Source organism: Streptosporangium sp. NPDC006930 (assembly GCF_040635605.1).
In the GTDB taxonomy this organism is placed as follows: Bacteria; Actinomycetota; Actinomycetes; order Streptosporangiales; family Streptosporangiaceae; genus Streptosporangium.
The window spans coordinates 191,537-212,455 of sequence record NZ_JBEYID010000015.1 but is presented as its reverse complement, the minus strand read 5'-3'; the positions used below and the strand labels follow the sequence as shown (position 1 = coordinate 212,455).

Here is a 20,919-nt window from a genome sequence, read left to right as displayed (position 1 = left end):
ACCCGCCGAACCCGCTAGGATTGCGACCACCCCGTTTCCAGGGCAACCCCTCTAACTTACTCCAACATCCGGTCGCTGTCCAATCACATGGACACGCACGATTTGTCGAGATTTTCAGAGAGGGGGTGCAGGACGCTGCCCTGCATGAAGAACTCTAGCAGTCCTCTAGGGCTGCGATGACCAACTTTCCGGTAAGAACTAGGTCTTCCCTGGGGCACCAACCCTCAAACACGAGAACCCGGGGTCAAGAGACCCCGGGTTCTCGCCAAGACAGCTGCCTGTCCTGGACGCTCATCAGGTCGAGTTCCCGATCACCAGGTCGACCTGACAAGTCGACCCGAGTTCCTGCCGTGAACTCACCCCTCGGCCGGTCAGCCGGCCGGAAGCGATGCCAGCTGGGCGAGCAGTCGTTCGATGTCCTGATCCGCCTGCGCGGCACGGGAACGCACCTTGGTCACCACGTCGTCGGGTGCCTTGGCCATGAACTGCTCGTTGCCGAGCTTGGCGGCGACCTGGGCCGCCTCCTTGCGCGCTGCCGCGAGGTCCTTCTCCAGCCGCTTACGCTCGGCGGCCACGTCGATCGTCCCCGCCGTGTCGATCTCCACGGCGATTCCGGCCACATCGAGGCTGGCGGTCGCGGCGAACGACTCGGACGACTGGTCCAGCCGGAGCAGAGACCTGATCGCCCCTTCGTGAGGAGCGAGTGCCGTACCCGCGAGAGAGAGCCTCGCGGCGACCCTCTGGCCAGGCTTGAGCCCCTGGTCGGAACGGAATCTGCGCACCTCGGTGATCAATCCCTGCATGGCAAGGATCTCCTCCTCCGCCGAGGGGTCCCGCAACGACTCCTGAACCGTCGGCCAAGGTGCGACGACGATCGACTCACGCCCGGTGACCGCACGCCACAGTTCCTCGGTGACGAACGGCACCAGAGGGTGGAGCAGTCGGAGCAGCGCGTCGAAGACGTGGCCCAGCACGAGCCGGGTGTGCTCCTGGCCGGAAGCGATCTGGATCTTGGCAAGCTCCACGTACCAGTCGCAGACCTCGTCCCACGCGAAGTGGTACAGCAGGTCTGAGATCTTGGCGAACTCGAAGTTTTCGAACGCGCTGTCCACCGACGCGACGACCTCCTGGAGCCTGGAAAGGATCCAGCGGTCGGCGGCCGTCAGCTTCTCGATCGGGAGCTCACCCGTCACGGCGCCGTTCATCAACGCGAAGCGGGTGGCGTTCCAGATCTTGTTGCAGAAGTTGCGCGAGCCCCCGGCCCATTCCTCGCTGATCGCCACGTCGGAGCCGGGGTTGGCACCGCGCAGCAGCGTGAAGCGGGTGGCGTCGGCACCGAAGCGCTCGACCCAGTCGAGCGGGTCGACGACGTTGCCGAACGACTTCGACATCTTCTTTCCGTACTGGTCACGGACCATGCCATGGAGCGCCACGGTCCGGAACGGCGGCTCGCCGTCCATGGCGTAGATGCCGAACATCATCATCCGGGCCACCCAGAAGAACAGAATGTCGTAGCCGGTCACCAGGACGGAGGTCGGGTAGAACTTCGCCAGTTCCGGCGTCTTGTCCGGCCAGCCGAGAGTGGAGAACGGCCAGAGCCCCGAGGAGAACCAGGTGTCGAGGACGTCGGGATCCTGGACGTAACCCTCGGGCGCCTGCTCGTCGGGGCCGACACAGACGACCTCGCCGTCCGGGCCGTACCAGACCGGGATGCGGTGCCCCCACCACAACTGCCGGGAGATGCACCAGTCGTGCATGTCGTCGACCCAGTCGAAGTAGCGCTTGGCCAGCTCCGGCGGGTGGATCTTCGTCCGGCCATCACGGACCGCGTCGCCGGCCGCCTTGGCCAGAGGCGAGACGTTGACGAACCACTGGAGCGAGAGCCGGGGCTCGATCACGGTCTTGCAGCGCGAGCAGTGCCCGACCGAATGGAGATAGGGGCGCTTTTCCGCGACGATCCGTCCATCCGCGCGGAGCGCGGCCACCACCGCAGGCCTGGCCTCGAAGCGATCGAGCCCTTGGAACGGGCCGTGTGCGGTGACCACCCCGCGCTCGTCCATGACCGCCAAGGACGGCAGCGAGTGGCGTCGCCCGATCTCGAAGTCATTCGGGTCGTGCGCCGGGGTGACCTTGACCGCTCCCGTACCGAAGGCCGGGTCGACGTGCTCGTCGGCGACGATCGGGATGCGGCGACCGGTGAGCGGCAGTTCCACCTCGCGGCCGATCAGGTGCGCGTAGCGCTCGTCGGAGGGGTGCACCGCCACGGCGGTGTCGCCGAGCATCGTCTCGGCCCGGGTGGTGGCGACCACGATGGAGTCGTCGCCGTCGCCGTAGCGGATCGAGACGAGCTCGCCCTCGTCCTCGCTGTGCTCGACCTCGATGTCCGACAGCGCGGTCAGGCAGCGCGGACACCAGTTGATGATGCGCTCGGCACGGTAGATGAGCCCGTCGTCGAAGAGCTTCTTGAAGATCGTCTGCACTGCGCGGGAGAGACCGGGGTCCATGGTGAAGCGCTCGCGCGACCAGTCGACACCGTCGCCGAGCTTCTTCATCTGGCCGAGGATCCGGCCACCGGACTCCTCCTTCCACTGCCAGACGCGCTCGACGAACGCCTCACGGCCGAGGTCGTGCCGGGACAGACCGTTTTTCGCGATCTCGCGCTCGACGACGTTCTGGGTCGCGATGCCGGCGTGGTCCATGCCGGGCAGCCAGAGCGTCTCCTGGCCGCGCATGCGAGCGCGGCGGGTCAGCGCGTCCTGGATGGAGTGGTCGAGGGCGTGGCCGATGTGCAGGACACCGGTTACGTTCGGCGGAGGCAGGACGATGCTGTACGGCTCGCGCTCGCTGCTCGGGTCGGCGGTGAAGTGTCCCTCCGATACCCAGCGCTCGTAGCTCCGGGTCTCCACGTCGGCGGGTGCGTACTGGGTGGGCAGCTCTGGCGTCGTCACGATGCCCAAGTCTAGGGATGTCCGCGTGTTCCCCGTCCCACGGACCGTCCTGTGGATCGCTTCTCCCGTGACTTCTTCCGGCGAACGAGATGCTCCCCTCCCCGTTGAAGGCCGACGAACACCGAACGAGCACCGACGGATACGAAGCAGGCACCGGCGGACTCCGGCGAATACGTGGCCAGGATCGGCGGATACCCGCGGATGCGAAGCAGGGGCGGAGAGGGGCATCGGCGGGCTCAACCGGATACGTCACCGGCGGGAGTTGGTCGGCCGAAAACAGGCGGTGCCCCCCGCGGGAGAATCCGCGGGGGGCACCACTCGTGCGAGCCTGGAGCGGCTCGCGCGGACTTCTACGCCGACTTCTCCCGCGGCGGCCGCTGCTGCTTGTTGAGCTGGTCGCGCGGGACGAGCGTGGGATTGACGTGCTCCAGAACCGACTCGCGGGTGATCACCACCCGCGCCACGTCCTGCCGTGAGGGCACCTCGTACATCACCGAGAGGAGAACTTCCTCCAGGATCGCCCGCAGGCCGCGGGCGCCGGTGCCTCGGAGGATCGCCTGATCGGCGATGGCCTCCAACGCGTCGTCGGTGAATTCGAGCTCGACGTTGTCCAGCTCGAACAGGCGGCGGTACTGCTTGACGAGGGCGTTACGCGGCTCGGTGAGGATCTGGATGAGCGCCTCACGGTCGAGGTTGTGGACGCTCGTGATCACCGGAAGCCGGCCGACGAACTCGGGGATCATGCCGAACTTCAGCAGGTCCTCGGGCATGACGTTCTCGAAGATGTCGGCGCTGTCGATGTCTTCCTTGGAGCGGATGATCGCGTTGAAACCGATACCCTTGCGGCCGACCCGGGACTCGATGATCTTTTCGAGACCGGCGAAGGCCCCACCGCAGATGAACAACACGTTGGTGGTGTCGATCTGGATGAACTCCTGGTGCGGATGCTTGCGTCCGCCCTGTGGCGGCACGCTCGCGGTCGTGCCCTCCAGGATCTTCAGCAGGGCCTGCTGCACGCCCTCGCCGGAGACGTCCCTGGTGATCGACGGATTTTCGCTCTTGCGAGCGATCTTGTCGACCTCGTCGATGTAGATGATGCCGGTCTCGGCCTTCTTGACGTCGTAGTCAGCGGCCTGGATCAGCTTGAGCAGTATGTTCTCGACGTCCTCGCCCACGTAGCCCGCCTCCGTCAGGGCGGTGGCGTCGGCGATGGCGAACGGAACGTTCAGCATCTTCGCCAACGTCTGGGCGAGCAGTGTCTTGCCGGAACCGGTGGGGCCCAGGAGCAGGATGTTGGACTTGGACAGCTCAATGCCGTCGTCACGCCCGCGCTCGCCGGACTGCACCCGCTTGTAGTGGTTGTAGACCGCCACGGAGAGAGCCTTCTTCGCCTGGTCCTGACCGATGACGTAGGCGTCGAGGAATTCGTAGATCTCCCTCGGCTTGGGAAGGCTGTCCCACTTGAGCTCAGAGGACTCGCTGAGCTCCTCCTCGATGATCTCGTTGCAGAGGTCGATGCACTCGTCGCAGATGTATACGCCGGGTCCGGCGATGAGCTTCTTGACTTGCTTCTGACTCTTTCCACAGAAAGAGCACTTCAGCAGGTCTCCCCCGTCGCCGATGCGTGCCACCCCAGATACTCCTTTGCGTGGGACCGCCCTGGCTACCGCGGTCCGTTTCTTCCGACCGGCCCGATACCCGATCGAAAAGTCATCCCGCTTAGGTTTCGACGTTACCGTCTTCTGAGCCCTCAGTGAGCCCCCTAGCGGCGAGTCGCACCGGAACGTGCCTGATTCGGCACGGTTCCGGTGCGATATGCCTCGTTAGGAGGCTACGGCCTTCGCGAGTTTCTTGCGGGACGGGATGATGTCGTCGATCAGCCCGTACTCCTTCGCCTCGACGGCGTCGAGGATCTTGTCCCGCTCGATGTCCTTACGGACCGCCTCCGGCGCCCTGCCCGAGTGCTGAGCGATGATCATCTCCATCTGCGAGCGCATCCTGAGGATCTCGCGCGCCTGGATCTCGATGTCGCTTCCCTGGCCGCCGCCCTCGGTGGACGGCTGGTGGATCAGCATGCGGGCGTTCGGCAGGGCGAAGCGCTTGCCCGGCGTGCCACCGGCCAGCAGGACCGCCGCCGCCGAGGCCGCCTGGCCCAGGCAGACCGTCTGGATCTCCGGCCGGACGAACTGCATCGTGTCGTAGATCGCCGTCATGGCGGTGAACGAACCGCCCGGCGAGTTGATGTAGATGCTGATGTCGCGGTCGGGGTCGAGCGACTCCAGGGTCAGCAACTGCGCCATGACGTCGTTGGCTGACGCGTCGTCCACCTGCACGCCGAGGAAGATGATGCGGTCCTCGAAGAGCTTGGCGTACGGGTTCATCTCCCGCATGCCGTAGGACGTGCGCTCGGTGAAGGACGGAAGAACGTAGCGGCCGTTGATGTCTCCCGGCCGGATCAACTCACTCACCTTGTGCCCCTTCAGGAGACGGCGCCCGTGGAGGGCACCTGCCGAGCGCTGCGCACGACCTGGTCGATGAAGCCGTAGTCCTTGGCCTCCTCGGCCGTGAACCAGCGGTCGCGGTCGGAGTCGGCCTCGATCTGCTCGAGATTCTGGCCGGTGTGGAACGCGATGCGCTCGGCGAGGGTCTTCTTGACGTAGAGCATCTGCTCCGCCTGGATGGCGATGTCGGCGGCGGTGCCGCCGATGCCGCCAGAAGGCTGGTGCATCATGATGCGTGCGTGCGGCAGGGCGTATCGCTTGCCCCGCTCGCCGGCGCACAGAAGGAACTGGCCCATGGAGGCGGCCAGACCCATCGCGACCGTGCACACATCGTTAGGCACATATTCCATCATGTCGTAAATCGCCATACCAGCGGTCACGGAACCGCCTGGCGAGTTGATGTAGAGCCAGATATCGCGCTCTGAGTCGTCCGCGGCGAGCAGGAGCAGCTCGGCGCAGATCCGGTTGGCGATCTCGTCGTTGACCTGGGTGCCCAGCACGATGATGCGCTCACGCAGCAGCCGCTGGTAGAGCTGGTCTTCGAGCCTGAACGAGCCGGTCGGCTGGCTCATCGACTCGGGCCCGGAGCCGGTCGGCTGGTAGAAGGTCGGCGGGCTGGTCACAGCGTCACCTTCCGATGCGTCGTAATCGATTGGCTTTGCTTGTGACCTTAACGCGCGCCACCTACCGGACATGCCTCCTCAACGCACTGTTCGCTGACGGCGCATGCTGCCCGCCGTCTCCCCACCACGTCCGCGGCTCCCCTGCCGTGCCCCCCCCTGCGAGGGCTGAGAGGCCGGAGCCTCCACGGCGTGTCGCCACTCGCTGAAGCGGCGAAGGTGGGCATGCGAAGAAGAGCGTGCGACAGGTTGGGGCCACAAGATGCCTCGGCGGCTCTCAGAGGGTCCAGGAGCCTTCGAAGCTCTCGGGTAGAGCAGAGGTCCGGGGAGATACCGAAGACCCCCCAGGCATCGCCCTGCGGCACGCGCACCCTCATCCGGGGACGAAGACGCCCCCGTCGCGCGGAACGCGGCGGGGGCGCCGGGCGGCGGAGACAGCGGACGAATCCGGTCTCCCGCTCGGCCGGAGACTACTTGGCGGCGGCCTCGACCTCGGTGTCGTCGGCCTCCTCGGAGACCTCCTCACCGTTGATCTCGGTGTAGATGGCCTTGAGGTCGACCTCGTTGCCGGCCTCGTCGGTCACCTTGGCGGCGTCGCCGATGACGCTCTTGGCCTTGTCGCGGACGATCTCGACCATGGCCAGCGTGAGCTGGTCGTTGTCGGCCAGGTGCTGGGCCAGCGTGTTGGGCGCGACGTTCATCTGCATGGCGCGGCGCACCACGAAGTTGGTCAGCTCCTGCTCGCTGACACCGAGGTCCTCGCTCTTGACGATCTTGTCGAGGACGAAGCCCGTCTTGAGCGCCTTGGCGGCGCTCTCGTCGAACTCCGCGAAGCGCTCCTCCTCGGTGGTCTGGTAGAGGCGGAAATATGCCTCCCTGCTCAGGCCACTCTCGGCGATCTGGTGCTCAAGGTTGTGCTTGCGGTTGTCGACCTCGGCCTTGAGCGCGCTCTCGGGCAGCGGAATGTCGATCTTGTCGAGCAGGGCGGCGAGGGCGTTCTCGCGAGCCTGGACGACCTGGTCGATCAGCTTGTTACGGCGGGCCGTCTCGCTGATGCTCGCCTTGAGCTCGTCGAGGGTGTCGAACTCGCTGGCGAGCTGGGCGAACTCGTCGTCGAGCTCGGGGAGGACCTTCTCCTTGACGCTCTTGACGGTGATGGTGACCACGGCCTCCTCGCCGGCGTTCTCGCCGCCGACCAGGTTGGTCGTGAACTCCTTGGTCTCACCCGCGGACAGGCCGACCAGGGCGTCGTCCAGCCCCTGCAGCACCGAGCCGGCGCCGACCTCGTAGGAGACGTCGTTGGCCTGCTGCTCCTCGATGTTGACGCCGTCGATCGCGGCGGCCAGGTCCATGACGACGAAGTCGCCGGAGGCCGCGGGGCGCTCGACGCCGGTCAGCGTGGCGAAACGCTGACGCAGGCCGTTCAGCTGCTCCTCGATGTCCTTCTCGGAGACCTCGGAGACCGGGACGGTCACCTCGATGCCCTGGTAGTCGGGGACCTCGAAGCCGGGACGAACATCCACCTCGGCGGTGAACTCGACCTGCTGGCCGTCCTCGATCTTGGTGACCTCGATCTCCGGCTGGCTGACCGGGAAGATGTCGCTCTCGTCGACGGCCTGGCCGTAAAGCTTGGGCACCGCGTCGTTGAGGGTCTCCTCCAGCACCACGGCGCGGCCGAACCGCTGCTCGATGATGCGAGCCGGAACCTTGCCGGGGCGGAACCCGGGGACGCGCACCTGCTGCGCGACCTTCTTGTACGCCGCCTGCAGGCTCTCGCCGAGCTCCTCGAACGGCACCTCGACGGTAAGCCTTACCCGGGTCGGGCTGAGCTCCTCCACAGCGGTCTTCACGGGGTCGTCTCCTTGATCAAGCTTCGAGTGATCGCGGGCGCGTCAGGACTTAACGGCTACCGCGGCAAGCTCGCGCGCCGCGCCCACATGAGCGGCACCTGGCACAGCCGTCGAGACACGCGAGATTAGGGCATGCTCCACAGCGGCGGGTGTTCAGCGCCGCTGGCCAGTCTAAGGCAGAGCGGCACCAGGGAGCGACCAATGGCCGCTCAGTCCTCCTTGATGATTCGCCGCAGGATGTCGTTCGTCTCGCCGGGCGTGGTGCTGACCGCGCACAACCGCTCCATGACCTCGCTGTAGCGGTCGACGTCCTCACGCTTGTCCAGGTAGAGGGCGCTGGCCAGCTGTTCGACGTAGACGACGTCGGGGAGTTCGTTGTCGTTGAAGCGGAGCACGCTGAAGGCGCCGCCCTCCGCGCTGTGACCGCCGAAGCTGAAGGGCATGACCTGGATCGTGATGTTCGGCTGCCGCATGAGGTCGAGCAGATGCTCCAGCTGGGCCCGCATGACGTCCGCGCCGCCGATCGGACGCCGCAGGGCGGCCTCGTCGATCACGGCCCAGAAGAAGGGGCCGTCGGGTCGGCTGAGCACCTGCTGGCGCTGCATGCGCAGATCGATGCGGCGGGCGATCTCCTCGGGCGCGATGCCGGCGCTCCCCGCGGTGATGACCGCCCTGGCGTACTCCTTCGTCTGCAGCAGGCCCGGTACGAACTGCACCTCGTAGGTACGGATCCGGGAGGCCGCCTCCTCAAGGCCGACGTACGTCTGGAACCATGAGGGCAGCAGGTCGTTGAACCGGTGCCACCAGCCGGGCTCGTTGGCTCTGAGCAGCAGATCCATCACCGCCGACCGGGCTTGCTCGTCCTCCACCCCGTAGAAGGTGAGCAGGTCCGCCACGTCGCGTTCTCTCAGGCCGACCCTGCCGAGTTCCATCCTGCTGATCTTGGACTCGGATCCGCGGATCAGATGGCCCGCCTCCTCGCGCGACAGCCCCTTGGCCTCACGCAGGCGGCGCAGTTGGGAGCCTAAAAGGATACGCAGCGCTGTGGGACCCGATCCCGGTTGAACCTGCGTCACTTCGCCTCCCTCTGTACTTGGGCCAGCGCACACAGTGTCACTACTTCCGGCCGCTATGACAAGGTCTCAACTCCCTGCCCAATTCGCCAAGTCGACGTCCTAACCGCCCATGCGGCTGCACATTGCAACTGCACGTGCATTTGGGTCTTGCAGCGGACGTGCCGGTGACCCATGATGGCCTAGTGCATATTGGGCTTATGGTGCACAAGCTCTGAAAACTCTCAAGTAGTACGGAGACTCACGATGACAGCGGGAGGTACCGGCAGGATGGTGGAGGAGCCGAAATCGGCTGCCGACTACCTGCAGGCGACCCGCCAAGTGGGCTTTGACGAGCTACTGGAGGCCAACCACTCCGGCGCCACCGCGTGTCCCCTGCCCAATCAGGCCGACTCGGTGAAGACCGCCAGGGACGTGACACGTTCCACATTCCACGACTGGGGGCTGGCGGAACTCAGCGATGACGCAGCGCTAGTGGTTTCGGAACTCGTCACCAACGCGGTCCGTTACGCGCTGTGTCCGCCCGGCCGGACGGAGATCAACCCGATCACGCTCGTCCTGGTGCACCTCTCGCCCCACGTGCTCCTGGCAGTGACGGACCCGAGCAACGAGGTGCCGACGCCCAAGGAGCCCGACTTCGTCTCGGAGAACGGCCGAGGCCTCTACATCGTGGAGACCTACAGCCAGGGCTGGGGCTGGGACCACCTCAACTGCGGCGGCAAGGCCGTCTGGGCCTTCTTCAGCCCTCACTCCTGACATTCCCACCACAGTGGGATCATTTCCGCGTTTCTCCGCGGGCGCCCTTGACCCGCCCGCCCCGCGCGCGCCGCGAAGAGTGCTGAATGACGGGCTCGTTCAGCTCGGACGGCGCCCGTCCCACGCGAGCGACGCGAAGAGCCACTCGCCCTCCTGAACGAAGAACCGGGCACCGGTCGGAACCGATGCCCGGCACGCGTCGGGGTGACAGGATTTGAACCTGCGGCCCCCTGCTCCCAAAGCAGGTGCGCTACCAAGCTGCGCCACACCCCGTAGGTCGAGTGCGCGCACGCTCCGGAACTCCGGTACGCTTACGCCCTGACGAACGGATGAAGTCTAGACCAGACTGACGCCGGCTCGCGCGGACGTAGCTCAATGGTAGAGCCCCAGTCTTCCAAACTGGCTACGCGGGTTCGATTCCCGTCGTCCGCTCCAACGACGAAAGGCCAGGTCAGCCCATATGCGGCGACCTGGCCTTTCGTCTTTCCCCAAAGCTTCGGAAACTTACGCGCCCGATGGTTTTCGAGCACGTTTTCCCGGACTTTCTTGAATGCCCTGCCGAGCGCCCCCGCGATGACCTGGTCACGGACCCCACTCGTGGGCCGTCGGCTCTCCGATGCCGCCCCGCCATTCGATGCCAAGGCGTTACCGATCCGCCCGAGACCAACGGGCCTTCCAATCTGTTTCCCCCATCCCCGTCCGAGGAGGTCACGGATCTTCGTACGGGATCGGCTGCGGCCTTCGCGCCCCTCCGGCAACCACATCCGCTTCACCCGGTCGAAGGGCTGGGGCGCCGGCGTGACGGGTGAGGCGCCGGATCTCACAAGGAGGCTTTGCGCCTCAGGGCCGTGAGGTGCCCGGCGGCGCGCAGGAAGGTCCTCAGGCCGGCCCGGGCCACCGGGTTCTCGTCCACGAACCGGTGGGCCGCCTTGAGGGAGTCGCGCACGGCGGCGAAGCCGTACTCGCGCATCTTCGCCTCGTAGGCGGCGATGGCAGCGACAGGGTCGCCGCCACCGGTGAGAGCGTCGCGAAGCGACCGGGCGTCGCGTAAGGCGACGTTGGCGCCGATCCCCCGCATCGGGGTCATGCTGTGGATCGCGTCTCCGAGCAGGGTGATGTTCGTGGCGGGCCAGGGGCCGATCGGCACCGAGGTGCGGATCGGCAGCAGCGAGACGGTGTCGGGGTCGGAGGCGGTGACCAGTGTGCGCAGGTCCGGGTGCCAGCCCTCGGTCATCCGGGTCACGGTCTCCCTCAGCCGCTCACCGTCCATCGTGGCGAGGTCGTGGGGGAAGCGGCCGGTCGCGGCGCCGAAGGCCCACATGACGTAGCCGCCGGTGTTGTCGAACAGGGCACCCTCCCGTTCGGTCCTGCCGACCCCCGGCGGCAGGACCGCACTTCCTGCGTCCCCGGCGTCCGCGAGGTCGTGCGGCGCGGCGAACATGCCGAGGCCCCTCGGCGGGATGACCATGTTGATGGTCTCGTACAGGCCGGGGTCGACCAGAGGGCGCGTGGCGGCGGTGAGCGGGAACTTGCCCGCGATCGTGACGATGCCGGTGTCGACGCGGCGCGCGTGCGGCAGGTACTGGCGTCTGACGCGGGAGTTGCCGCCGTCGGCGGCGATCACGATGTCGGCGGTCTCGGCGGTGCCGTCGGCGAAGCGCAGGGTGACGGTGCCTTCGGGGTCACGGGTGTAGCCCTCGAAGGTCTTGCCGAACCGGACGACACCGGAGGGCCCTTCGAGGCCGGACAGCAGGATCTGCCGCAGGGTGATCCTGCTGACCGAGTGGTGGGCGTCCACCGGATCGGTCACGGGCGGACTTTCCAGGGTCAGCAGTGGTCTCATCCGGTGGCTGAGAAAGCGGAAGTCCTGGGCGCCTCGGCCAGAGGTGGCCAGGAACGCCTCCCACAACTCGGGGGGCAGGCAGTCGCGCAGGGCCCGGGAGCCGTCGGGGTCGATGTGGACGCGGTAGCCCTGGAGCCGGTCGGAGGGGGTGCGGTCGCGCTCGTAGACCGTCACGTCGACCCCCGCGCCGTGCAGCCCCTGCGCCAGGCAGAGACCGCCGATCCCGCCTCCGACGACGGCGACTCTCATGTTCGTCATGGCACCACTATCAACTATATGGATGAATCTATCAACCAAAAGGTTGATAGATTCATCCCGACGGTTGGCCGGTGTTACCGTGAGGCATGGACAAGCCCTCTCGCCGCGCCCCCGTGGAGCGCAGGCGTGATCCCGAGCGCACCAAGAGGCGCATCGTCGAGGCGGCCAAGGCCGAGTTCTCCGCCAAGGGATTCGCCGGAACGAGGGTGAGCGAGATAGCCGCCAGAGCCGGAGTGAACAAACAGCTCATCTCTTACTATTTCGGCGGGAAGGAAGGGTTGCTCAAGGCGCTCACGGCGGATTGGCAGGGCAAGGAGAGCACCTTCGCCGGAACGTCACCACCGCCGACGCTGCCCGAACTGGTACGCGGCTACGTCACCGCGACCGTGCGTGACCGCGACCTCGCCAGGATCCTCATCTGGGGCGGGCTGCAGGACGACGGCGAGGAGGACTCCGCGCTGCTCAGGGACATGCGGGACAACGTCGAGGACCTGCGCAGGCGGCAGGCGGAGGGGGAGTTCCCCGCCGACCTGGATCCCGCGTACCTGCTCCTGATGCTCTTCGCCGCGGCAGACGCCGGAGCGATATTCCCGCAGCTGGTCCGCGCGATCTGCGGGGATGATCCGGCGTCGGAGGAGTTCGGGGAGCGTTACGGGGAGCAACTGGCACGCCTGCTCCGCCACCTCAACACCGACAAGTCCTAGTTCGTATGGAAATATCTATGAATCTCTGTTAAACACGAGGTTCGCATGTAGATCATTCTTTACAATCCTCCATAACCAGAAGTCAGACTGCCCCTGGAGGGAAAGTGTCGGAGTTCGACGGCGTCATCGTGGGCGGAGGTCACAACGGCCTCACGTGCGCCGCCTACCTCGCGAAGGCGGGGTTGTCGGTCGCGGTCGTCGAGCGCAATGACGTCGCGGGTGGCGGTTGCAGCACCCAGGAGCTCACCCTCCCGGGGTTCCGGCACAACACTCACAGCAGCTACCACTTCCTGGAGGAGGGCCCGGTCCCCGCGGACCTGGAGCTTCAGCGGTACGGCCTGCGTTACATCTACCCCGAGACCCAGCACGCCACGGTCTTCAGGGACGGCCGGGCGATCACGGTCTACACCGACCCCAAGCGCACCGCCGAATCCTTCGCCCGCTTCTCCAGGGCCGACGCCGAGCGCTGGCTGGAGTTGTACGAGCGCTACGCCGAGGCGGCCAGGGGGCTGATGAACGGCTTCCTGTACTCCAGGCCACTGCCGCCGCCGGTGCTCGCCGAGCGGATCAAGGGTGACCTGGGACGCGACATGATGAGCTACATGCCGCTCTCGCTGTACGAGGCCGTCGACAGAAACTTCGAGAGCGACCAGGTCAGGGTGCTGTTCAAATCCTTCCTGCACGCGATCTCCATCGAGAACGTTCCCGGCACCGGCGGCTTCCTCCCCCGGCTGCTGTCGCGTATCGCCAGGCTCGGGGTGCCGGTGGGAGGTGCGGCCAACGTCGCGAGCGCGCTGCGCGCCGTCATCGAGGAGCACGGCGGCACCGTGGTGACCGGCGCCCATGTCGAGCGGATCCTGGTCGACGACGGGCGGGCCACCGGGGTACGGCTCGCCACCGGCGACGTGCTCACCGCCCGCAGGTTCGTGGCCAGCGCGGTGGACGCCCCCCAGACCGTGCGGCTCGCCGGTCCGGAGAACTTCGGCGCGGAGATCACGGCCAAGGTCGAGGACTACAAGTGGGCCGCGCACAGCCTCGTCACCCTTCACCTCGCGCTCGACGAGGCGCCGCGCTACCGGGCCGCCGAGTTCGAGCCCGACGTGGACCGGGCCTTCCTCGTGGTGCTCGGCGCCGACGACAGCGAGCAGCTCGGCCGTACCTTCGACCAGATCCACCGGGGGGAGCTGCCCGAGCGGCTGGCCGGCAACGGCGCGTGCCCCTCGCTGTTCGATCCCTCGTACGCCCCCGCCGGCAAGCACGTGGCTTTCTGGTGGCCGTGGGCCCCGTACGACCTCGGCGGCGACCCGGCCAACTGGGACCTGCGGCGCGAGGAGGTCGGGGAGCGGCTGCTCGCCGAGTGGGCCGAATACGCCCCCAACCTCGCGGGGGGCGCCGTCCTGGGTAGACGGGTCTTCTCGCCACTCGATATCGAGCGGCACTGCGTCAACATGGTGCGCGGCAGTCATCACGTGGGGGCCTACGAGCCGTCCCAGCTGGGCGGCAACCGCCCGGTCCCCGAGATGGGCCAGTACCGCACCCCTGTCGACGGCCTCTACCTCTGCGGCGCCAGCAGTCACCCGGGCGGCTCGGTCTCCGCGGCCCCCGGATACAACGGCGCCAACGCCATCGCAGAAGACCTCGAACTGGAAACCTGGTGGACGCCGGTTCCCGCACCCCGGTGGAGCGAGTGAAGTCCCGTTTCGTCACAAAAAATCCAGCCACGCCAGGGTTCAGGATGGGCAGCCCCGCGTCCATGCACGAGCAGCTGTCCCTGCTCAACGCCGCCAGCAAACGCATCGGCAGCACACTGGACGTGTTCGAGACCGGCAGGGAGTTGATGGACGTCGCCGTGCCGCGCTTCGCGGACGCGGCGGGCATCCTCGTACAGGACCGGCTGGTGACCGAGGGAGAGTTTCCCCAGGAGACCACCGACGGCTCGGCGCTGGTGCGACGGATCGCGGTCGGCGTGGCCGACCCATCTCCCGGCGAGTACGCCAGGGCGTTTCCCGTGGACGAGGTCGCCGTCTACGAGGCCTGGACCCCCTACGCCCGGTGCATGGCGACCGGCAACCCGATCCTCTATCCGCGCCTGGGGCGCAGGACCGCCGAGGAGATCGGGCGGTTCTGGAAGCGTGACTCGGTGTCGAAGGTGCTGGAGGACAGCTCGTTCCTGGTGGTGCCGCTGAAGGCGCGTGGCCGGGTGCTGGGCTTCGTCATCTTCACCCGCAGACCCACCAGCCAGCCCTTCGACGAGCAGGACGTCAACCTGGCCGAGGAACTGGCGGCCAGGACCGGGGTCTGCCTCGACAACGCGCGCCTCTACAACCGCGAGCGCCGCACCGCGCTGACCCTGCAGAGCAGCCTGCTGCCCGTCGACCTCTCCCAGCCTCTGGGCCTGACGATCGCCTCCCGCTACCTGCCGGCCAGCGACCTGGTCGGGGTGGGCGGCGACTGGTACGACGTGATCCCGCTGCCCGGCTGCCGGGTCGCCCTCGTCGTCGGCGACGTGATGGGGCACGGCATCAGAGCGGCCGCCACCATGGGCCAGCTCCGCACGGCCGCGCGCACGCTGGCCAGCCTGGACCTGAGCCCGGCCGACGTGCTGTTCCGGCTCAACCTGATGAGCCAGGACCTGGACGCCAGCCAGATCGCCACGTGCGTGTACGCCACCTACGACCCTGTCACGCGGCGGTGCGCGATCGCCTGTGCGGGACACGTGCCGCCGATCCTGGTACAGCCCGGCGGCGAGACCGAACTGCTGGAGCTGCCGCCGGGGCTCCCCCTGGGCATCGGCAACGAGCCCGCCGAGATGCGGGAGTTCACGCTTCCCGGCGGGACCGTGCTCGCCTTCTACACCGACGGCCTGGTGGAGAGCCGCAACCGGGACATCGAGGAGGGCATCAACGCGTTGCGCGGCCTGCTCTCCGGTCCCGACCACGACCTGGAGGAGGTCTGCGACCTCACGATCAGGGCACAGCGGCCCGGACACGAGCGTGACGACATCGCCCTGCTGCTGGCCAGGGTGTCGGAGCTGACGGAGAAGGACTTCGCGGAGAAGTCACTGCCCTCCGACCCCCGCTCCGCCTCCCAGGCCCGCCGTTTCGTCCGGGCCACGCTCGACGACTGGGGACTGTCCTCGCTCAGTGACAACACCGAGCTCATGGTGAGCGAGCTGGTCGCCAACGCGGTCGAGCACGGCCGGGGCGAGGTCGAGCTGCGTCTGCTGCGCGGGCCCACGCTGGTCTGCGAGGTGTCCGACGGATCGGTGTCGGAGCCGGTCATGCGGGAGGCGTCCACCAGCAGCGACACCGGCCGCGGCCTGCACCTCATCAACTGGCTCGCCCACCGCTGGGGATCCCGTCTCACCCCGAAGGGCAAGATCGTCTGGATCGAGCAGAGGCTGCCCTAGGCGAGCCCTCAGCGGATCTCGTGGAGGGCGGTGGTGCCGCTGACCTCGTTGCCGACCGCCAGGAGCGGGCGGCGGGTGGGACTGTCGGAGGCGGGGATGAACAGCACGCCCTCGGGACCGACGTCCCCGGCGGTGCCGTCCTTGACCGAGCCGGTGAAGTCACGGGTGTTGACGTAGCCGGCCAGGCGCGGGGCGCGCGGGTCGCCCAGGTCGTAGGCGACGATCCCGCCGACCCGCTCCAGCCCGGCGAAGGCGTAGGTCCGGCCACGCACCTCACCGACCGTGATCCCCTCGGGCTCGGGGCCCTTGTTGTCGCTGCGGCTGTCGAAGGAGTCGTTCTCCTCGTTGTCGGCGTTGAAGGCGCCGGGCAGTTCCCCGGCGACGAGCCGCTCCAACTGGTCGCCGGAGTCCCAGACGAGCGCTCCCGAGGTGGACCTGACCGAAATCGAGCGGGCGCCGAACGCGTGCAGTTCGGTGTAGGCGCCGTTCGCGTCCCTGGGCGAGTCGGCGGCCACGTTCAGCCGGCCGAGCTCGGCGTCCTTCTTGAGGTTCTCCGCGTCGGGCAGCGCGAGGTTCAGCGACTTGACCCTGACCTCGTCGGCGTGGCAGCCCCACTCGCGCCCGTCGCCCTCGTTGGCGGTGACCAGGTAGGTCCGCCCACGGTCGCGGAAGTGCGCGATCGCGTCGGGCTGGTACACGCCCTTCACCGGCCGGGCTCTGATGTCGATCTTCCCGTCCTTGTCCGACGCGTCGAACCCGCTCTTCGACCAGTCCTTCAGCCCCAGCGGGACGACGTCGCGAACCACGACCCGGTTCAGGTCGACGATCGCGAGCGCGTTGTTCTCCTGAAGGGTCACATAAGCGGTGTCGCCGTCGACGGTGACGTACTCCGGCTCCAGATCCTGGGCCACGGTGGCGCCGGGGCCGGTGATCCGCACTCCCCTGGCCCGCAGCCGCTCGGCGTCGAAGTGATGCCCCCATGGCCGGATTCGGCGGTGACCGGAACCGCGGAAAGGGGCAGAAGGAGCAGGCCGGTGACCGCCGCGGTGGCTACCCGGGTGAAAGTCATGGTGCGCATGAGGTGAAGTTTCGCGAAATATCGTGACTTACTGCTGACGTCGATCTGACCGTGGAATGAAGCTCCCCGGTCAGGTGTGCACCCTACGGAATTCCTTGGGCACCTCGGGCATGCCGGTCATGTCCATTGACGCGATGACTACTGGCTGTTCAGGGGTTACGGTCAAGATGAGAGCCGGGAGGAAACCCGGGAGGGCATCGGGAGGGGCATGATGACCATCGACGTACCCGAGGCTTACCACCGCGCACTGGAGGACTTCGGCGCTCTTGTCCATCGGATCGGCCCCACGCAGTGGGAGAACCCGACCCCGTGCGTCGACTGGGACGTGCGTGCTCTCGTCAACCACGTGGTCGGCGAGAACCTGTGGGCCCCCGTGCTGCTGGCCGGGGGGACCTCCGCGGACGTCGGCGACGCCTTCGAGGGGGACCTGCTGGGCGACGATCCCATCAAGGCCTTCGACACCTCGGCCGTACCCGCCATCCAGGCGGCGACAGGCGTTCACGCCCCAGGCCGCCTCGTCCACCTGCCGTTCGGCGACGTGTCCGGCCGGGAGTACATCACCGAACTGTTCGCCGACGCGCTCATCCACACCTGGGACCTGGCCCGCGCCATCGGCGCCGACGAGCGTCTCGATCCCGAGTTGGTCGAGGCCTGCGCCACCTGGTTCAGCGACGCGGAGCCCGGCTACCGGCAGGCCGCGGCCACCGGGGAGCACCGGCAGCCTCCCTCAGACACCGACCCGCAGACCCTGCTGCTCGCCTCCTGGGGCCGCCGCGCCTGACCGCCGGAGCGCGTGCCGTCAGCCGGCCGCCGGCCGCCGGCCGTGGTTGGCCCTGCGCTTCTTGCGTGCCCTGGCCTTGCGTGCTCGTCTGCCCATGCCGACCACCCCTTCGCCGAGGTTCCTCCGGATCCGTACGGGACTCGATCTCACTCGCCCAGACCTTCACATTCCTCCTGGAACGCCCATGACACAAGGCCTGGACGGCGATCGGTCCGGCTCCGGTGGACCGTATTTCCCCGGCGTTTCCCCGGTCTTGACGTTCCCCACCCGTTGGACGGGACGCGTGACCGGGCTCCTCACCCGTCAGGCCGGACTCTAGGCTCCGTCACATGAGCGAGAAGCTGATGGCCCGCTGGCGATCCCTCGCCGGCGCGGGGGCCGACCCCCTCGGCCGCGAACTGATCACCCGGTACGACGAGCCGCACCGCAGGTATCACACGACCGCCCATCTGGAGGCGGTGCTCACCCATGTCGACGCCCTCGCCGACCACGCAGGGCACCCGGACCTCGTACGGATGGCGGCCTGGTTCCACGACGCCGTCTACGACCCGCGACGCGCGGACAACGAGGAGCGGAGCGCGAGGCTGGCCGAGCGCGCGCTGCCGGAGCTGGGGGTGCCCGCAGAGGATGTGGCGACGGTCGCCCGGCTGGTCAGGCTGACCGTCACGCACGCACCCGCGTCCGGCGACACGGACGGGGCCGTGCTGTCCGACGCGGACCTGGCGATCCTGGGCTCCTCCCCCGAGGTCTACGCCGCCTACGCGGCGGCCGTGCGCGAGGAGTACGGCTTCGTCCCCGACGACGCGTTCAGGGCGGGAAGGGCCGCCGTGCTGCGCTCGCTGCTCGATCTTCCGGTGATCTTCCATGTCGCCGACCTGGAGGGGGAGGCGAGGGCGAACATCACGGCGGAGCTTGATCGACTGTGAGCGGCCGACCATCACAATCCAACAACCTCCCCCACCTGGTCGTGGTATTTTGGTGGAATCTGGTGGATTAAGGGGAGTGAGTCAATGCTCGCCCAGCAGCGGCAGCAGGCGATCCTGGAAAGGGTGCGCGGCAGCGGCGGGGTCAGGGTCGCCGATCTCGTCCGGGAGCTCGGCGTGTCCGACATGACGATCCGGCGCGACCTTGAGGTGCTCTCCGAGCGCGGCCTGGTGGAGAAGGTCCACGGCGGCGCCACCGCCGCAGGGCCCGGCTCGACCGAAGAACCGGGCTTCGCCGCCAAGTCGGTGCGCCAGCAGGCGGAGAAGGAGACGATCGCCCGGCACGCCGCCCGGCTCGTCCGGCCGGCCACGGCCGTCGCGCTCTCCGCGGGCACCACGACCTGGACGCTCGCCCACCACCTCGTCGACGTGCCCGAGCTGACCGTGATCACCAACTCGATCCGGGTCGCCGACGTCTTCCACCGCTCCCTCAGGGCCGACCGCACGGTCGTGCTGACCGGCGGGGTCCGCACTCCCTCCGACGCCCTGGTCGGCCCGGTCGCGGTCTCGGCGATCCGCGGCCTCCACGTCGACACCCTCTTCCTCGGCGTGCACGGTATGAGCACCCGCGCCGGATTCACCACCCCCAACCTGCTCGAGGCCGAGACCAACCGCGAGCTGGTCGCCTCCGCGCACCGCCTGGTGGTGCTCGCCGACCACACCAAGTGGGGCACGGTCGGCATCAGCACGATCGCCGAGCTGGCCGAGGCCCACATCGTGGTCACCGACTCCGGCATGACCGAGGAGGCCCGCGAGGAGCTCGCCGCCTCGGTGGGCGAGATGATCATCACCGAACCCCAGCGGGAGAGCGAGATCGCCGGCCGATGAAGCGTACGATCACCCACCTGGCCGACGGCCGGGAGCTTTTCTACTTCGACCGGCGCGACGACGCCGACCGCACGGCACCCGACCGGCGCGACCTGCCGCCCCGCCCCGCCGCCTCCGAGCTGCGCTACGACCCGCTCACCGAGGAGTGGATCGCGGTGGCCGGGCACCGCCAGAGCCGCACCTTCCTGCCCCCCGCCAACGAGTGCCCGCTTTGCCCGTCGACCCCGGGCAATCTCACCGAGGTCCCCTCCTCCGACTACGAGGTGGTGGTCTTCGAGAACCGGTTCCCCTCGTTCTCCGCCCAGCCGGGCGACCACCGGCCGATCGGAGGGCTGAGCGAGGTCCGTCCGGGGGTCGGCAGGTGCGAGGTGGTCTGCTTCACCTCCGAGCACGACTCCGCGTTCTCGCGGCTCTCCCCCGAGCGGGTCGAACTGGTCATGGAGGCCTGGGTCGACCGTACGGCGGAGCTGTCGGCGACGCCCGGCGTGGAGCAGGTCTTCTGCTTCGAGAACCGGGGGGCGGAGATCGGCATCACCCTGGCCCACCCGCACGGCCAGATCTACGCGTACCCCTACGTGACCCCGCGCACCAGGCTCACCCTCGGGGCGGCCGAGCGCCACAGGGAGCGGACGGGCGGCAACCTGTTCGCCGACGTCCTGGCCGCGGAGCGTGAGGCCGAGATCCGGGTGGTGGGCTCGAACGAGCACTGGACGGCCTTCGTCCCCGCCGCGGCGCGCTGGCCCGTGGAGGTCCACCTCTACCCGCACCGCAGGGTCCCCGACCTGGTCGCGCTGGATGCCGGGGAACGCGCGGCGTTCGGCCCCCTCTACACCGACGTACTCCGCCGCCTCGACGGGATCTTCGGCGTGCCCATGCCGTACATCGCGGCCTGGCACCAGGCACCGGCCTCCACCGGCCGTGATCTGTCGTACGCGCACATGGAGCTGTTCAGCATCCGCCGCGCGCCGGACAAGCTGAAATACCTCGCCGGGTCGGAGTCGGCGATGGGCGCCTTCGTCAACGACGTGTCGCCCGAGGCGACAGCACATCTGCTGCGCTCTGTTGTCACGAACTGATTACCGCTTGGTCTCGTCTTGAGGTCGCATGACCTGCTGTTTACCACTACTATCCTTCCCACATCGGCTGTAAACGCTGATTTGCCTAATCCCGGGCACCTTGCCCGGGAGCCGGGGAACCACCGCACCTGGGGTGAAACCACTTCGGTGGAAGGGCTTCCTCCAGCCCGAACCCGTCAGCTAACCCGGTAGGCGTAAGGAGAGGAGAGTG

At 67.8% G+C, this 20,919-nt stretch carries 17 protein-coding genes, 2 tRNA genes and 1 riboswitch; of the genes, 9 read left to right on the top strand and 10 right to left on the bottom strand.

The window, feature by feature from the left end; all coding sequences use genetic code 11:
* Positions 1-371 precede the first annotated feature (371 nt).
* From ABZ664_RS25660 to ABZ664_RS25635, 6 genes are all read right to left on the bottom strand, one after another.
* Positions 372-2,948 carry a valine--tRNA ligase gene (locus ABZ664_RS25660; protein ID WP_362514989.1) on the bottom strand — a complete coding sequence of 859 codons (2,577 nt, stop codon included), beginning with the start codon at positions 2,946-2,948 and terminating at the stop codon, positions 372-374.
* Between the two features lie 350 nt (positions 2,949-3,298).
* Positions 3,299-4,579 carry an ATP-dependent Clp protease ATP-binding subunit ClpX gene (gene clpX / locus ABZ664_RS25655; protein WP_350949523.1) on the bottom strand — a complete coding sequence of 427 codons (1,281 nt, stop codon included), beginning with the start codon at positions 4,577-4,579 and terminating at the stop codon, positions 3,299-3,301.
* A 192-nt stretch (positions 4,580-4,771) separates the two neighbouring features.
* Positions 4,772-5,416, bottom strand: coding sequence for an ATP-dependent Clp protease proteolytic subunit (locus tag ABZ664_RS25650; RefSeq protein ID WP_350949522.1), 645 nt, complete (start codon positions 5,414-5,416; stop codon positions 4,772-4,774).
* Between the two features lie 11 nt (positions 5,417-5,427).
* Positions 5,428-6,021 (bottom strand): ATP-dependent Clp protease proteolytic subunit, encoded by a 594-nt coding sequence (locus ABZ664_RS25645; protein WP_344896003.1) that lies wholly within the window; start codon positions 6,019-6,021, stop codon positions 5,428-5,430.
* A gap of 518 nt (positions 6,022-6,539) precedes the next feature.
* Complete coding sequence (gene tig / locus ABZ664_RS25640) at positions 6,540-7,919, bottom strand: trigger factor (RefSeq protein WP_362514986.1); 1,380 nt, start codon at positions 7,917-7,919, stop codon at positions 6,540-6,542.
* Positions 7,920-8,128: 209 nt separating this feature from the next.
* A complete protein-coding gene (locus tag ABZ664_RS25635; RefSeq protein WP_362514983.1) occupies positions 8,129-8,995 on the bottom strand; it encodes a helix-turn-helix transcriptional regulator in 867 nt (288 codons plus the stop codon).
* Between the two features lie 243 nt (positions 8,996-9,238).
* Here ABZ664_RS25635 and ABZ664_RS25630 point away from each other — a divergent pair, with 243 nt between their 5' ends.
* Entirely contained in the window at positions 9,239-9,748 is a 510-nt protein-coding gene (locus tag ABZ664_RS25630; RefSeq protein WP_350949519.1) for an ATP-binding protein, read from the top strand.
* Positions 9,749-9,947: 199 nt separating this feature from the next.
* Here ABZ664_RS25630 and ABZ664_RS25625 read toward each other — a convergent pair.
* Positions 9,948-10,021: transfer RNA gene (locus ABZ664_RS25625), tRNA-Pro, on the bottom strand.
* Between the two features lie 88 nt (positions 10,022-10,109).
* On the opposite strand from ABZ664_RS25625, the gene ABZ664_RS25620 reads away from it, so the two are divergent.
* A tRNA-Gly gene (locus ABZ664_RS25620) sits at positions 10,110-10,183 on the top strand.
* A gap of 385 nt (positions 10,184-10,568) precedes the next feature.
* Here ABZ664_RS25620 and ABZ664_RS25615 read toward each other — a convergent pair.
* Positions 10,569-11,849: an NAD(P)/FAD-dependent oxidoreductase gene (locus ABZ664_RS25615; protein WP_362514980.1), complete on the bottom strand. Its 1,281-nt coding sequence runs from the start codon at positions 11,847-11,849 to the stop codon at positions 10,569-10,571.
* Between the two features lie 86 nt (positions 11,850-11,935).
* Between ABZ664_RS25615 and ABZ664_RS25610 the strand changes: the two genes are divergently transcribed.
* The 3 genes from ABZ664_RS25610 (at position 11,936) to ABZ664_RS25600 (ending at position 15,962) form a co-directional block, all read left to right on the top strand.
* Positions 11,936-12,553, top strand: a complete 618-nt coding sequence (locus ABZ664_RS25610; protein WP_362514978.1) for a TetR family transcriptional regulator — start codon at positions 11,936-11,938, stop codon at positions 12,551-12,553.
* Positions 12,554-12,657: 104 nt separating this feature from the next.
* A complete protein-coding gene (locus ABZ664_RS25605) occupies positions 12,658-14,244 on the top strand; it encodes an NAD(P)/FAD-dependent oxidoreductase (protein WP_362514976.1) in 1,587 nt (528 codons plus the stop codon).
* A 44-nt stretch (positions 14,245-14,288) separates the two neighbouring features.
* The gene (locus tag ABZ664_RS25600; RefSeq protein ID WP_362514974.1) at positions 14,289-15,962 is read left to right on the top strand and encodes a SpoIIE family protein phosphatase; all 1,674 of its coding nucleotides are present in this window, start codon (positions 14,289-14,291) and stop codon (positions 15,960-15,962) included.
* 8 nt (positions 15,963-15,970) lie between these two features.
* Here ABZ664_RS25600 and ABZ664_RS25595 read toward each other — a convergent pair whose 3' ends face one another.
* On the bottom strand, positions 15,971-16,951 hold the full coding sequence (locus tag ABZ664_RS25595; protein ID WP_362514996.1) for a choice-of-anchor I family protein: 981 nt from the start codon (positions 16,949-16,951) through the stop codon (positions 15,971-15,973).
* A 297-nt stretch (positions 16,952-17,248) separates the two neighbouring features.
* On the opposite strand from ABZ664_RS25595, the gene ABZ664_RS25590 reads away from it, so the two are divergent.
* The gene (locus tag ABZ664_RS25590; RefSeq protein ID WP_362514972.1) at positions 17,249-17,821 is read left to right on the top strand and encodes a TIGR03086 family metal-binding protein; all 573 of its coding nucleotides are present in this window, start codon (positions 17,249-17,251) and stop codon (positions 17,819-17,821) included.
* Between the two features lie 18 nt (positions 17,822-17,839).
* Here the strand turns inward: ABZ664_RS25590 and ABZ664_RS25585 are convergent, their stop codons facing one another.
* Positions 17,840-17,971 carry a hypothetical protein gene (locus ABZ664_RS25585; protein WP_350949513.1) on the bottom strand — a complete coding sequence of 44 codons (132 nt, stop codon included), beginning with the start codon at positions 17,969-17,971 and terminating at the stop codon, positions 17,840-17,842.
* A 179-nt stretch (positions 17,972-18,150) separates the two neighbouring features.
* Between ABZ664_RS25585 and ABZ664_RS25580 the strand changes: the two genes are divergently transcribed.
* From ABZ664_RS25580 to galT, 3 genes are all read left to right on the top strand, one after another.
* On the top strand, positions 18,151-18,747 hold the full coding sequence (locus ABZ664_RS25580) for a metal-dependent phosphohydrolase (protein WP_362514969.1): 597 nt from the start codon (positions 18,151-18,153) through the stop codon (positions 18,745-18,747).
* Between the two features lie 84 nt (positions 18,748-18,831).
* Positions 18,832-19,632: a DeoR/GlpR family DNA-binding transcription regulator gene (locus tag ABZ664_RS25575; protein WP_362514967.1), complete on the top strand. Its 801-nt coding sequence runs from the start codon at positions 18,832-18,834 to the stop codon at positions 19,630-19,632.
* Positions 19,629-20,708, top strand: a complete 1,080-nt coding sequence (galT, locus tag ABZ664_RS25570; RefSeq protein ID WP_362514965.1) for a galactose-1-phosphate uridylyltransferase — start codon at positions 19,629-19,631, stop codon at positions 20,706-20,708. The genes ABZ664_RS25575 and galT overlap by 4 nt, the downstream gene beginning before the upstream one ends.
* Before the next feature lie 72 nt (positions 20,709-20,780).
* A riboswitch (cyclic di-AMP (ydaO/yuaA leader) is annotated at positions 20,781-20,917 on the top strand.
* Positions 20,918-20,919: the final 2 nt, after the last annotated feature.